Annotated in this window: 12 protein-coding genes; 7 read left to right on the top strand and 5 right to left on the bottom strand. The window is 44.2% G+C overall.

Annotated elements, in window-relative coordinates:
- Nucleotides 1–26: 26 nt before the first annotated feature.
- Together feoB and PTT44_RS00860 are read right to left on the bottom strand one after the other, a co-directional pair.
- On the bottom strand, nt 27–1,886 hold the full coding sequence (gene feoB / locus PTT44_RS00855) for a ferrous iron transporter B (RefSeq protein WP_062033278.1): 1,860 nt from the start codon (nt 1,884–1,886) through the stop codon (nt 27–29).
- Nucleotides 1,883–2,143: a FeoA family protein gene (locus tag PTT44_RS00860; protein ID WP_010325703.1), complete on the bottom strand. Its 261-nt coding sequence runs from the start codon at nt 2,141–2,143 to the stop codon at nt 1,883–1,885. Before PTT44_RS00860 ends, feoB begins: the two co-directional genes overlap by 4 nt.
- A gap of 180 nt (nt 2,144–2,323) precedes the next feature.
- Between PTT44_RS00860 and xerD the strand changes: the two genes are divergently transcribed.
- From xerD to thrC, 4 genes are all read left to right on the top strand, one after another.
- Complete coding sequence (xerD, locus tag PTT44_RS00865; RefSeq protein WP_168159855.1) at nt 2,324–3,244, top strand: site-specific tyrosine recombinase XerD; 921 nt, start codon at nt 2,324–2,326, stop codon at nt 3,242–3,244.
- A 126-nt stretch (nt 3,245–3,370) separates the two neighbouring features.
- Nucleotides 3,371–4,180 carry a DsbC family protein gene (locus PTT44_RS00870; protein WP_168159856.1) on the top strand — a complete coding sequence of 270 codons (810 nt, stop codon included), beginning with the start codon at nt 3,371–3,373 and terminating at the stop codon, nt 4,178–4,180.
- 129 nt (nt 4,181–4,309) lie between these two features.
- Nucleotides 4,310–5,614 (top strand): homoserine dehydrogenase, encoded by a 1,305-nt coding sequence (locus PTT44_RS00875; protein WP_168159857.1) that lies wholly within the window; start codon nt 4,310–4,312, stop codon nt 5,612–5,614.
- Nucleotides 5,615–5,679: 65 nt separating this feature from the next.
- The gene (gene thrC / locus PTT44_RS00880; RefSeq protein WP_004692833.1) at nt 5,680–6,819 is read left to right on the top strand and encodes a threonine synthase; all 1,140 of its coding nucleotides are present in this window, start codon (nt 5,680–5,682) and stop codon (nt 6,817–6,819) included.
- An 85-nt stretch (nt 6,820–6,904) separates the two neighbouring features.
- Here the strand turns inward: thrC and PTT44_RS00885 are convergent, their stop codons facing one another.
- Complete coding sequence (locus PTT44_RS00885; protein ID WP_005400997.1) at nt 6,905–7,960, bottom strand: serine hydrolase; 1,056 nt, start codon at nt 7,958–7,960, stop codon at nt 6,905–6,907.
- Nucleotides 7,961–8,175: 215 nt separating this feature from the next.
- On the opposite strand from PTT44_RS00885, the gene gacA reads away from it, so the two are divergent.
- The 3 genes from gacA (at nt 8,176) to PTT44_RS00900 (ending at nt 11,838) form a co-directional block, all read left to right on the top strand.
- A complete protein-coding gene (gene gacA / locus PTT44_RS00890; RefSeq protein ID WP_004692836.1) occupies nt 8,176–8,811 on the top strand; it encodes a response regulator transcription factor GacA in 636 nt (211 codons plus the stop codon).
- A gap of 21 nt (nt 8,812–8,832) precedes the next feature.
- On the top strand, nt 8,833–10,401 hold the full coding sequence (locus PTT44_RS00895; RefSeq protein WP_168159858.1) for a sensor histidine kinase: 1,569 nt from the start codon (nt 8,833–8,835) through the stop codon (nt 10,399–10,401).
- A gap of 72 nt (nt 10,402–10,473) precedes the next feature.
- Complete coding sequence (locus tag PTT44_RS00900) at nt 10,474–11,838, top strand: sigma-54-dependent transcriptional regulator (protein ID WP_252726165.1); 1,365 nt, start codon at nt 10,474–10,476, stop codon at nt 11,836–11,838.
- 4 nt (nt 11,839–11,842) lie between these two features.
- Here PTT44_RS00900 and PTT44_RS00905 read toward each other — a convergent pair whose 3' ends face one another.
- Together PTT44_RS00905 and gpmI are read right to left on the bottom strand one after the other, a co-directional pair.
- Nucleotides 11,843–13,018, bottom strand: coding sequence for a S41 family peptidase (locus PTT44_RS00905; protein WP_168159860.1), 1,176 nt, complete (start codon nt 13,016–13,018; stop codon nt 11,843–11,845).
- 18 nt (nt 13,019–13,036) lie between these two features.
- Nucleotides 13,037–14,584 (bottom strand): 2,3-bisphosphoglycerate-independent phosphoglycerate mutase, encoded by a 1,548-nt coding sequence (gene gpmI, locus PTT44_RS00910; protein ID WP_168159861.1) that lies wholly within the window; start codon nt 14,582–14,584, stop codon nt 13,037–13,039.
- Between the last annotated feature and the right edge of the window lie 58 nt (nt 14,585–14,642).

The raw sequence follows: 14,642 nt of genomic DNA on the forward strand, positions 1-14,642 counted from the left end.
TCAATCTCCTCGCCTATTTACGCCAATTAGCCCAAATAATGCGTTGCAATTTGATAGGTCAGGAATGACATTAAATAAGCCAAACCAAACAAGTAAATGGTCATAAAACTCACGGTTTTCCATGAACCTGTTTCACGTTTGACCGTCGCCAAAGTCGCCAAACAGTGCGGTGCATAAATAAACCACACCAATAAAGACAGACCAGTCGCCACCGACCAGCCGAGCTCACCGCCACTACTGATGAGCGAAGCCAAACCTTGTGACATGGCATCTTCATCAACAGCGGATAAGGCATATACCGTACCTAAAGCTGCCACCACCACTTCACGAGCAGCCATGGCTGGAATCAAGGCTATACAAATCTGCCAGTTGAAGCCCAGCGGTGCAAAAATTGGTTGCAGTAAATGACCGAGCATACCGGCAAATGAATAATCAATTTCAGGTAAAGTCGCGCCTTCAGGAGCTTGCGGGAAGGTACATAAGAACCACAGCAAAATAGACAACGCGAAAATGATGCCACCCACGCGACGCAAGAAGATCTTGGCACGGTCAAGTAAACCAATCCAAATATTCTTTAAGTCAGGGAAACGATAGCTTGGCAACTCCATCATCAACATATGCTGTGACTTGTCTTTATGGAAGAATTTCAGAACGAAAGATACACACAGTGCACTCACAATCCCGGCCATATATAAAGCAAACAACACCAAGCCTTGCAGATTGAAGATCCCCCAAACAGTTTGTTCAGGAATAAAAGCAGCAATTAACAAGGCATATACTGGTAAACGTGCCGAGCACGTCATGAGTGGCGCCACAAAAATCGTGGTCAAACGGTCACGCGGATCACTAATGGTACGCGATGCCATAATGCCCGGAATTGCACAGGCAAAGCTAGACAACAATGGAATAAAGGCACGCCCAGAAAGACCTGCCTTAAACATCAGCTTATCCAGTAAAAATGCGGCACGCGGTAAATAACCCGACTCTTCTAATACCAAGATAAAGAAGAACAGAATTAAAATCTGCGGCAAGAACACCACGACACCGCCCGCACCCGCAATAATCCCATCTACCACCAAACTGTTAAGTAAAGGGTGGCTAATAGACCCACCGATGGTTTCACCCAGCCAGCCAAAGAAGGTTTCAATCCCATCCATAAACGGTGCTGCCCAAGCAAAAACGGCTTGGAAGACAATAAACATCATGACTGCAAGGCTAACTAGACCCAAAACTGGATGTAGGAAAATCTTATCTAGAAAATCAGTTCGCTTGTCTTCTTCATCGACGTACTGCACAGCGTCATGTAATAAATTTTCTACTTTCTCATGTGCAGTGTCGCCTTTTAGACCCGTCAACTCGGTATAAGGCACGGCATATTTGCCCTGCTCTAAAGCGCTAAGCAGGCTTTCAATACCCGAATTACGCACCGCAACCGTTTCAACGATCGGCACACCCAAACGCTCAGAAAGCTTTTGGGTATTGATTTGCATGCCACGGCGACGTGCTTCATCCATCATGTTTAAAACGATTAACATTGGACGACCCAATGCAATCAGTTCAATCACTAAACCGAGGTGAAGTTTGAGGTTGGTTGCATCAACCACACATAAAAAAGCATCTTGCTGACCTTCGTCTGCAATTTTTCCCATCACCACGTCACGGGTAATCATTTCATCAGGACTAGTCGCATCTAAGCTATACGTCCCTGGCAAATCCAGAACGCGAACTGCTTGACCCGAAGGAAGAGTAAATTGACCAACTTTACGCTCAACCGTTACACCCGCATAGTTACCTACTTTTTGGCGTGTTCCAGTGAGATGGTTAAATAACGAAGTTTTACCGCAGTTTGGATTACCTACAAGGGCAACACGCAAGGCATCACTCATCTAGGTGCTCCTTCGACTTGAATTTCAATTTTTTCAGCTTCAACTTTTCTTAAGGCGAAACGTGTAAAACCCACTTGGATTAAAATTGGATCGCCACCAAAAACACCTTTGGTAATCACCTGTACTTTTGTACCTGCGACAAAGCCTAATGTTTCAAGACGACTAGCCACCAAATCAGTCTGAGCTTCGCCATCCAAAGTATGATTCACTTTGTTAATGATGGCAGTTTGTTTGACTTTTAAATCAGATAAACGCACCGCATCCAACCCTTTAATATTTTGAACAGTATACAAACAAATGAGAATAATTACCAAATCAGATTCGATAATGATTCGCATCTGTTATAACACATCGACAAGCGAGAATGATTACACTACATTGAATAAAACCCCTATTCCTTGTTTTTGTCTTTCCGTGATGATGTGCTTGAGAGCTTTATGTTAAATAAAAAACCGCGTGTGCCTGCGCCTGTTCAAATTCCAACTCGGCTCAGTTTTTTACACGGCTTTAAAGATTATCTCATTGCACAAACCGTCAGCCCACACACCCGAAATGCTTATCTCTCTGACTTATTGCAGTGCAGCGAGTGTTGTAGTCAGGTGAGCATGCCCGAATGGAGCAGTGATGATGTCGCCGATGTTCTGCTGACCCTCACCAAGCAAGGCAAAAGCCCGCGCTCCATTGCGCGCTGTCTGTCTGCTCTGCGTTCTTTTTTTAAATTTCTACGGGAACAAAAACTGCGTTCAGACAACCCTGTCGCACTACATAAAACACCCAAAATTGGCCGTGCACTGCCTAAAGATTTGTCTGAGCAAGACGTGGATGCCTTAATTCAAGCTCCCGATATTGAAACCGCTCTCGGACTCCGTGATCGCGCCATGTTTGAAGTGTTATATGCCTGTGGACTACGCGTATCTGAGCTACTGAATCTACGCCTAGACTTAATCAATTTGAAACAAGGCTATTTAAGGATTACGGGTAAAGGCAATAAAGAACGCTTGGTACCTTTGGGGCAAATCGCAGTGGAATGGGTCGAAAAATACTTAATTGAATCCCGCCCGCAATTATATAAATCTGCAACGGACTATCTATTTTTAACTCAACATGGCGGCATTATGAGTCGGCAAAACTTTTGGTATGCCATTAAACGCTATGCCTTACAAGCAGGGATTCAGGCTGAACTGTCTCCACACACCTTACGACATGCTTTTGCAACGCATTTACTCAATCACGGTGCTGACTTGCGTGTGGTACAAATGCTATTGGGACATAGTGATCTGTCCACGACACAAATTTACACCCATGTTGCACAAGTGCGTATGCAACAACTGCATGCCAGCCATCACCCAAGGGCTTAAGGTCTTGATCATCCATAACTTAAGGCTGTTTTTAGCACGAAGACTACGAAGTATTACCGAGTCCTGTACTTTTTTTGCTATGCTTGGCGCTCTGTTTTTATAAAGTCAAAAGAAAAAGGGTTATCTATGTTATTTACCCGTAAACCATTGTTCATTGCCTGTGCCATTGCTTCAAGTGTTCTATTTACAGCATGTTCAAATAACACTGAAGAAAAAAAACAAGACTCTTTAACGGCAAGCGCACCAGCCACAGGTGAAGCGTCGACTTTGACGGAACGCAATGCAAAGCAACGTTTAATTGATACCCTTCAAAAGCATTTCAAAACAGCCAATATCAATGCCAAAATCATCGATATCAAAACCACTGAAGTGCCAAATTTATTTTGGGTCAATCTTGAAGGGATGAGCTCGGTTTATACCACGGCAGATGGTAAATATATTATCCAAGGTGATGTGATTCGCTTGGGCGATAAAACCCTCCACAACGTCAGCGACAACCTGCAAGCTGAAGCCAACAAAAAACTTCTAGCTGGACTCAAAACTGAAGATCTGCTGGTTTATAAAGCCAAAGGCAAGACCAAACATGTGGTTTATGTCTTTACCGATGCCAGCTGTCCTTACTGCCATAAACTGCACGAGCATATCCCTGAAATCACGGCCCAAGGCATTGAAGTACGTTACATTGCATGGCCGCGTGGCGAACAGTTCATGCCAGCCATGGAAAGTGTGTGGTGTAGCGCAGACCGTCAAACTGCCTTTAATCAAGCAATTTCAGGTGCTCAACTTCCACCAGCGACCTGTAAAAACCCAGTGCGAGATCAATACCAGTTGGGTCTGAACATGGGCGTAAATGGGACACCTGCGATCTACAATGAAGATGGTGAATATCTCGGTGGTTATTTGGCACCAAGTGAATTATTAAATCGCCTTAAATAACTAATTTTTATTTGTTATTTAACTAATATTTATAGTTGAACATAAAATGATTTCTTTCCTAGAGTCTCACAGTTTTTTTAGCTATGATCTAGGCTTGGTTCAATATATATAAGTAAATTGGAGTGTGACGTGAAACCAGTTCGTCTGGCAATCCTCGGTCTTGGTACTGTGGGTGGTGGTGCCCTTAAACTACTAAAAGAAAATGCTGCTGAGATTAAACGTCGCACCGGTCGTGAAATTCAAATTACCTATGTCGGCACACGCCGCCCTCGTCCAGACTTAGACTTAGGCGATGAGGTCAAGCAAAGTGCTGACTTACTCGACATTGTGCGTCAGCCTGATGTCGATGTTGTGGTTGAAGTGATGGGTGGCATCCATCCTGCATATGAAGTGATTAAAGAAGCCATTTTACATGGTAAACAAGTCGTCACCGCGAACAAAGCTTTACTTGCTGAACATGGTAATGAGCTGTTCAAACTGGCGGATGACAATGCCGTGCAAATCGCCTATGAAGCTGCGGTTGCAGGGGGCATTCCCATCATTAAAGTGATGCGCGAAGGTCTAGCTGCAAACAAGATTAATTGGTTAGCGGGTATCATCAATGGTACAGGCAACTTTATTCTGACTGAAATGCGTGAAAAAGGTCGTGCCTTTGCAGACGTATTAAAAGAAGCACAAGAACTCGGTTATGCCGAAGCTGATCCAACTTTTGATGTCGAAGGCATTGATGCTGCACATAAACTCACGATTTTAGCATCGTGTGCTTTTGGTATTCCGCTACAGTTTGACAAAGTCTATACCGAAGGCATCAGTAAAATCACAGCGCAAGACGTGAAGTATGCTGAAGAGCTGGGTTTCCGTATTAAGCACTTGGGGATTGCGCGTCGCGCAGCGAATGGCATCGAACTTCGTGTTCACCCAACCTTGATCCCTGCGGAAGAACTGATTGCCAATGTCAACGGCGTTAAAAATGCCGTCTTGGTACAAGCACATGCTGTCGGCCCAACTTTGTACTATGGCGCAGGCGCAGGTGCAGGTCCAACCGCGTCTGCAGTCGTTGCAGATGTCATTGATATCGTCCGTGATATCTCGTATACCGAAGATGGCGCTGGAACGATTCCACAACTGGCCTTCGAAGCACTGACCAATGTGCCCATTTTAAGCCGTGAAGAGATGACTACAGGTTATTACATCCGGATTAATGCAGAAGATCAAACGGGCGTCTTGGCCGATGTGACCACGATTCTCAGTCGTGCAGGCATCAGTATCGATGCCATCATGCAACAACCACGCTTAAAAGACCTTATTCCAATCGTGATTTTGACTGATCCAGTCATTGAATCAAAAATGGACGAGGCACTTGCTCAAATTCAAGCCTTACCCGTCATTCATGGCGAAATCGTGCGAATTCGTTTAGAATCGCTTGATAATTAATCGGGTTGAGGAAAAGAACGCTCTTCTCTTCCTCACCAAGCTCTACACACAATTGGAACATCATCATGTCGAATGCCAATCGTTATACTGGTTTAGTTGACCGTTATCGCGACCGTTTACCAGTGTCTGCAACTACTCGCGCTATTTCTTTAGGTGAAGGTAATACGCCACTGATTAAACTCGAGAACATTCCACGTTTAATTGGCAAAAATGTTGAAATTTATGTGAAGTACGAGGGCTTAAACCCGACTGGTTCATTTAAAGACCGTGGTATGACCATGGCAGTCACTAAAGCCGTTGAAGAAGGCTCAAAAGCCATTATCTGTGCCTCTACAGGTAATACCTCAGCTGCGGCTGCGGCTTATGCAGCGCGCGCAGGCATCAAAGCGTTTGTGTTAATCCCAGAAGGTAAAATTGCCATGGGTAAAATGGCACAAGCGATGATGTATGGTGCCATCACCATGCAAATCCGCGGTAACTTCGATGACGGTATGCGTCTGGTCAAAGAAATTGCAGATAAAGCACCAGTAACCATCGTAAACTCAATCAACCCGTACCGTTTACAAGGTCAAAAAACCATTGCTTACGAAATCGTAGACGAGTTAGGCCGAGCACCAGATTACCACTGCCTACCAGTGGGTAACGCAGGGAACATTACTGCACACTGGATGGGCTATACCGAAGCGGTTGCTAACCAACCTGCGGATCAATTTGAGCAAGTGATTTACGACGCTGAAACAGATCAGTTCACGGGTCCTAAACCTGAAGGCTTACCAACTATGGTTGGTTACCAAGCAGCAGGTGCTGCGCCATTCTTACGTGGTGCACCCGTTGAGAACCCTGAAACAGTTGCAACGGCAATCCGTATTGGTAATCCACAAAGCTGGAACCATGCTAAAGCGGTGGTTCGTGACTCTCAAGGTTGGTTCGATGAACTGACTGATGCTGAAATACTAGAAGCACAGCGTTTACTTTCAATGTATGAAGGTGTCTTTGTAGAACCTGCTTCTGCAGCGTCGATTGGCGGTGCAATCCGTGACATCAAAGCAGGTAAAATTGCGGAAGGTTCTGTGATTGTCTGTACCGTAACAGGTAATGGTCTAAAAGACCCAGATACTGCAATCAAACAATGTTCTGATGCGGTCATGCTGTCAATCGATGCAACTTTAGAACAAGTTCGCGATTCAATTCTTTCAAACATGTAATTGAGAGAAGACAAAAAAGCCCTGCATATGCAGGGCTTTTTTATGACTCAATTTTTGTTGTTGAGTGAACAAAAACAAAGTCGGGTTAAATACGTTTTGGTAATTGGCTTGCCCAGTTCATTAGGCGCGTTGCATCATTGGTACGTGCTGCAGATGAGTCCGCGCCCAATAACACCACCACTGCTGGACGGTTATTTAAAGTGGTATGCATCACCACACAACGACCAGCTTCATTAATGAAACCTGTTTTTGAAATATTGATATTCCAACCACCATTACGGACTAAAGCATTGGTATTGTTTGATTTCAATACACGATAGCCCAAGTTAAAGTCATAGCTTGCTGTGGTTGAGAACTGACGAATCAGACCATACTGAGACGCGGCATTGACTAAAATACCCAAGTCACGTGCTGAAGCGATATTGCCTGGATGCAGACCTGTCGATTCCATATAATGGGTTGAATTCATACCCAAAGATTTTGCTTTGGCATTCATCGCCGAAACAAAGGCTGAGCGACCACCCGGATACGTCCGTGCAAGCGCTGATGCTGCTGGGTTTTCTGACTTCATTAATGCAAATAACAATGCCTCTGCACGGTTCATACTATCCCCTGCACGCAGTGATGAGCTTGAACTTTTACAACCCGAACAGGAAAAGTCCGCTTGCTGTAAAGTAATGTTTTCAGACATATTTAAACGCGCATCTGAAATCACCACTGCCGTCATCAACTTAGTAATCGAAGCAATCGGCAGCGCGGTGTTACTGTTTTTACTGTAGAGCACTTCACCTGTATTGCCATCCATCACCAGTGCTGCACGAGCATTGACACTGGGTTGGTTTGAATATTTCGACGTATCGAAAATTTGTACCGTTTTCGAGGTACTATTGTTCGTCACCACACCGTTAGAACTGCGAATACTGGTGGTGACTTTTGTTGAACCCTGAGGAGCGTACTCTTCAGGATCTTCCATGAGATCATCATTCAGAAGCTGTTCTGCATCTGCTGCAGACCAGCTCATGCTTGCTTGGCTAGGCCCCGAGCCCGGGTTCATCACCAAGTCTGCAAAGCTATGGGTACTGACCGTCATTGCAATCGACCATCCCAATAGATGCATTAAAAATTTATTTGATTTTTTCACTTTTCTTCACTCAACTTCATAACCCATAAGATACATTTGCGTATTCACGCCAATATGCCTTACATTTGTACACAATGCGAACAGCATTGCCGTCGACAGCGTGCATATCTTTTCAAATAAGCCTAAGAATAGGATTGCTAATTTTGTCGTTTCATTGCAAGCTTATTTTGCTTTATGTAACAAAAAATATGGTTTTTATAGTGAGGAAGAGCTAGGTGATCACAGTTTTAGTGGTAGATGACCATGAGTTAGTACGTACAGGGATTTGTCGAATGCTCGAGGACCATGCCGATGTTCAAGTTATTGGCCAAGCTGAATCTGGTGAAGAAGCAATTAATCTCGTCCGTCAACATCACCCGAATGTGGTTCTGTTAGATGTCAACATGCCAGGTATTGGTGGAGTTGAAACCACACGCCGCTTACTGCAAACCGCACCCGAAACTAAAGTACTGGCAGTCAGTGGTCTAGCTGAAGAACCTTATCCTTCCCTGTTACTCAAAGCTGGCGCCAAAGGCTACATTACCAAGGGTGCACCTGTAACCGAAATGGTACGTGCCATTAATAAAGTGATGCAAGGCGGCAAATATTTCAGCGCTGATATTGCTGAACAGCTAGCCAGTTCTTATCTGTCTGATACACAAACCTCGCCTTTTGATGCTTTGTCTGAACGTGAAATGCAGGTGGCCATGATGGTCGTGAATTGCATCAGTGCACAGGAAATTTCTGACAAGCTTTTTGTCAGCGTAAAAACGGTCAATACCTACCGTTATCGAATTTTTGAAAAGCTCAACATCGACAGTGATGTGAAGCTAACCCACCTCGCTATTCGTTATGGTTTAATCAAACCCTAATGCAAGCTGACTAACACCCGCATGCTGAAATACTCAACCAATATTCAGTTAAATCAATACCGTCTAGGTGTTTGGTATGCATCGTATCGACTGTTTATTGGTTGCTGTTTGTTGTTGGTTTATCTGCTGACTTATGAGCAGCTATTTTCAAATCATCAATATCCAATACTGTATCGTTCCGTCCTGATTGGCTTTATTTTTATTAGTGCCTTTCAGCTATTGAGCCTCAAGCATGTGCGCAAGCGCATACCACTTCAGCTCACCTTGCTGTTTATCGTCGATGTCATTAGCCTCAGTTTACTCACTTTTGCCACCGATGGTCCGAACTTACAGTTAAGCTTATTGTTTGTGATCACGATCTTTGCCGCTTGTGTATTGGTCGATAAACAAAAAGCGCTCATCATTACCTTGATTGCTGTAATTACACTGGTTTATCAACACTTTATTGGAACGCTATTTTCAATTAGTTCATTGAATACCATTGGCAACAGTGCCGTGCTCGCCTTTTTGTTCTTTGTGGTTTATGGGTCTGGACAAATTGCAGTCCGACGTTTTCAAGTCCTTGAAAATTTAAACTTCTATCAGTCCCAAGAGCTGGACCAACTGCAAAACATTAACCGTTATATTTTAGAGCAAACCGAGCTCGGCTATTTGGTGCTCGATGAAAACTGCCACATGGTGCTGAGTAATCCTGCCGCATGTACATTATTGGGCATCTCCCCGATTTATGCCTATGACAAATATCCTTTATATAAGGCACAGCCTGATTTATTTGAACTACTCAAATTCGACCAACTGAAAAATGGGGAAAAATTCCAATTTACATCCCAGCTGAGTCGCTTTCAGATTCAGATCGAAATTCAAAAACTTCAAGTACCGAATCAGACACTGACCTTATTCGTCCTGCAAGATGCACAAAAAATTAATCAACGTGTACAACAACTCAAGCTGGCTGCACTGGGGCAACTTTCTGCCAGCATTGCACATGAAATCCGTAATCCACTGGCAGCCATCACGCAAGCCAATGAATTAATGCAAGTCAATGACCCACAACAAGAACTGTTGCATAACATGATTGCCAAACAAGCCTCACGGATTGATAAAATTATTGGCGATACACTGAGCATGGCACGCAGTAAAGAAACCTATCCGACCTTGATTGATGTCGCCGCTTTTTTAGAACGTTTTATCGTTGAAGATTTGCCCGATGTCAAAGATCAAATTGATTACCGCATTTCCGATCCAGCTCAGATTCAGTTTGATGAACAACAACTGAGGCAAGTGCTGATCAACCTGATTCGAAATGCCATTCGGCATAATGCAGCTGAAGCCGAACATATTCACATTCGCATCTATAGCTATAAAAACCTCGTCCACATTGAGGTCCAAGATTTTGGTGAAGGGGTCGCCACTCAGGATCAAAGCACCCTATTTCAACCGTTTTTTAGTACCTCAATCAATGGAACTGGGTTAGGATTATATTTATCCCATAGTTTCTGCGAAGCCAACCAAGCTAAGCTATACTATGTAGAACAAAAAATAGGGGCATGCTTTCGGATTGAATGCCCCCGTATAAACAATGACGTGTAATTTTTGGGGTTAAACGTGGAAAAAAAACCACTTGTTTTATTGGTGGATGACGAACAAGACTTATGTACACTGATGCAAATGTCTTTAAGTCGGATGGGGATTGATACACATATTGCCTATCGCTTACAAGAGGCGGTTCAAGCCCTGAAAACGCATCAATATGATGCCTGTCTAACCGATCTTAATTTACCCGATGGTAATGGCCTGAGCTTGGTCGATTTTATTGCTCAAAATTATCCTAATTTGCCCGTTGCTGTGCTGACTGCTTACGGCAACATGGATATTGCGATTGCAGCACTTAAAGCCGGTGCTTTTGATTTTGTCAGTAAACCGATCAACCAAAAACATTTAGAGCAACTTTTACAAAAAGCCTTTAATCAGCCCATCAGTCAACTGCATATCCAAGAAGATACGCTTGAACATCGTCTGCTGATTGGTCAGTCCCTTCCTATTCAGCAACTACGCATCACCTTAAAGAAAATTGCACGCTCGCAAGCCCCTGTCTTTATTACGGGTGAATCAGGCACTGGCAAAGAAGTGGTGGCTAATCTGGTACATCGCCTGAGCAATCGCAATGAAGGACCATTTATTGCCATCAACTGCGGTGCCATACCGACTGAACTGATGGAAAGTGAATTGTTTGGACACCGTAAAGGTAGCTTTACAGGGGCGACTCAAGACAAACAAGGGCTGATTCTTTCTGCGCATGGCGGCAGTTTATTTTTAGATGAAATTGCTGAGTTACCACTCACTATGCAGGTAAAACTGCTGCGCGCGGTACAAGAAAAACGTATTCGTCCCATTGGGAGTGATACCGAAATTGATGTCGATTTCCGTGTGATTAGTGCCAGCCATCAAGACTTAGAAGCACTGGTGCAACAAGGCAAGTTCCGTCAGGATTTATACTTCCGCATCCATGTCATGGACATTGTGCTGCCTGCTCTACGTGAGCGTGGCAATGACATTATTCTTTTAGCACAACATTTCATTCAGAAAATCTGCCAAGAATGGGACATCCCAGTCAAACCATTGAGTGAACGTGCACGTGAATTTTTATTGGCCCAATATTATCCAGGCAATGTGCGTGAATTACGCAATATGATGGAACGTGCCATCACTTTAAGTGATGAAAGCAGTATCGACTTACCGCACTTGCAAACAGCCCCACTGCGACCGATTGCTCAGACCCACTATGCCAATGCCACCCAACAATGTGCTGTTGGCAATGATCAACTCAGTCATGTGCCTTCGCGTAAATTGCCCGAAGAGGGTTTAGAGCTGTATTTAGAAAAAATTGAAAAAGAAATTTTGATGAATGCGCTCAATCTCACCCACTGGAACCGAACACTGGCGGCTAAAAAGCTCGGCATGTCTTTCCGTTCTTTACGTTATCGCTTGAAGAAATTCGGGCTAGATGGCGAAGACGATTCCGTTTAGAGACTTAACGACGGTTAATTAGAATCTCTGCCACATGTTCAACATAGCTTTCGTCTTTGAGTTCATGTGGCATTGGATACACTTGATTCGGTGCAATTCCCACCCCTTCAATCATCCGACCACTTGGAGTGTAATAATGCGATACCGTCATTTGCAAAGCTGCACCATTCGATAGTGGAAATAGTTTCTGTACCACGCCCTTACCATAACTTTTTTCACCAATCACCCACGCCCGTCCATGCTCCTTCAGCGCAGCGGTAAACACCTCCGCGGCCGATGCAGAGCGATCATTAATCAGAATCCCTACTTTTAAGTTTTGAAACTCTAGGCTTGGTAGAGCTTGGAACTGTTGATCCCCTTCAGAACGGCTTTGGGTTGAAACAATCACCCCTTGATTTAAGAATAAATCAGCAGATTCAACTGCGGCAGACAACAGCCCCCCGGGATTATTTCTGAGGTCAATCAAGACCGCTTTTAAACGCGAAGACTGATGCTCTTCAATCAGTTGCTGAATTTCATTGGCCGTATCCTGCTGGAATACCCGCACCTTGAGCACCAAAACTTGGTTATTCAACAGTTGCGCCTGAATATCGGTTTCAACTTTTTTGGTTCGGACTAAATTGATCGGCGTTGAGTTGGCTTTCAACTGCAAGCTGACGGTACTACCAATCGCCCCACTGAGTAATTCATTGACTTGAGCATGGTTGAGCTTGCGTAGCTCTTGATCATCCACTTTAAAAACAGAGATCCCATTTTTTAAGCCCAGTTTGCTGGAATCTGAGTCAGGTTTTAATCCACGAATCAGCCATTGTTGTAAACGAGAATCAAACTCTAAACTGAAGTCAACTGAAGCCAAATCCCCTTCGGTATATTGCACCAATTGTTTATATTCTTGAGGAGATAAATAGCGAGAATAGCGGTCTAAGCCACTGACTAAACCTTTAATGGCCTGTTGAAACAGTGCTTCATCACTACGTTCAGCCACATAATTGTCTTTGACTAAACCGTAGATTTGCACAAATTGTTGAATGGATTCAATCGGAACCTCAACATAACCTTGTTCTAACTCATCATCAAAAGCGGGGGCTGCCGCAGTTTTTGCAACAGCCCCCATCGGGTGGATCAGACTCAGACCTAAAGCAATCACTACACCTATTGAAGTCCACGATGCTTTTGCCATTTACCCACCCAAATTGATTTATACGTCTAATGTAATTAAGTTACGACCTTGCATGTCTGCTGGAACAGGAAGATGCATCAAGCTTAACAAGGTTGGTGCGACATCGGCCAATACGCCACCCTCAGCAATGGTTGCTTGAGTTGGGCCGACATAGATAAAAGGCACCAATTCTGTCGTATGCTGGGTATGCACCTGACCACTGTGATAATCCTGCATTTGTTCAACATTACCATGGTCAGCCGTAATTAACATATGGCCTTTTTGTGCCATCACCGCTTCATAGACACGGCCTAGGCATAAATCAACAGCTTCCACAGCTTTCACTGCTGCATTAAACACGCCCGTATGACCAACCATGTCGCCGTTGGCATAGTTCACCACCAATAGATCAAACTCACCTGAGTTAATCGCAGCCACCAATTCATCGGTTACTTCATAGGCGCTCATTTCTGGCTTGAGGTCATAAGTAGCCACATTCGGTGATGGAATCAAAATACGTTTTTCACCTGGATATTCATCTTCACGACCACCACTAAAGAAGAACGTCACATGTGCGTATTTTTCAGTTTCAGCAATACGCAGCTGAGTTTTACCAAGGTCTGAAAGATATTCACCAATCGAGTTTTTTAATGCTTCAGGCATATACGCCACAGGTGCATCAATACTGGCTTGGTAGCGTGTCAACATCACAAACTTAGATAAGTTTGGTACAATTTTACGCGCAAAGCCTGCAAAATCTTTTTCAACAAACGCTTTGGTAATTTCACGCGCACGATCCGCACGGAAATTCATAAAGACAATGCTGTCACCATCTTGAACTTTTACGGCATCGCCAATGCGTGTTGCTTTGACAAACTCATCAGATTCATCTGCTGCATACGCCAAGGCTAAACCTTCAACTGCTGTAGCTGCAGTACGTGTTGCTTCAGACTCAGTGAGTAAACGATAGGCTTGTTCCACACGGTCCCAACGGTTATCTCGATCCATCGCAAAATAACGACCAATCAGACTCACAATACGACCTTGATTTGGATATTGAGCAAACAATGCATCTAATTTTTCTAAAGAGGGCTGTGCGCTGCGCGGCGGGGTATCACGACCATCTAAGAAAGCATGGAGATACACGGTTGCACCGCGTTTTAAAGCAAGTTCAGCCATGGCAACAATATGATCTTCGTGTGAATGCACCCCACCTTCAGACAATAGCCCCATAATGTGCAACGCACCACCCGCTGCTTTGGCTTTTTCAACAGCATCAACCAAAACTTCATGCTCGAAAAAAGCACCCGTACGAATGTCTTTGGTGATTCGGGTAAAGTCTTGATAGAGCACACGCCCTGCACCCAAGTTCATGTGGCCCACTTCAGAGTTGCCCATTTGGCCATCTGGCAGACCCACGTCTTCACCAGAACCTGAAATTAAGCTATGCGGATGCTTTGCTTCAATCGCTGTTAAATTCGGTCGATTCGCTGCTAAAAAAGCATTGTCTTCAATCGCTTCACGGTGTCCCACACCATCCATAATGACCAGTACGTGAGGGATTTTGCCAGCAGTTGCATCCGCCATAATAAGCACTCTTTTTTTGTCTACAAATTCATCGCCCTATCTTACCGAATTTTCGGTC

The organism is Acinetobacter sp. Gutcm_16 (assembly GCF_028649355.1).
GTDB lineage: Bacteria > Pseudomonadota > Gammaproteobacteria > Pseudomonadales > Moraxellaceae > Acinetobacter > Acinetobacter johnsonii.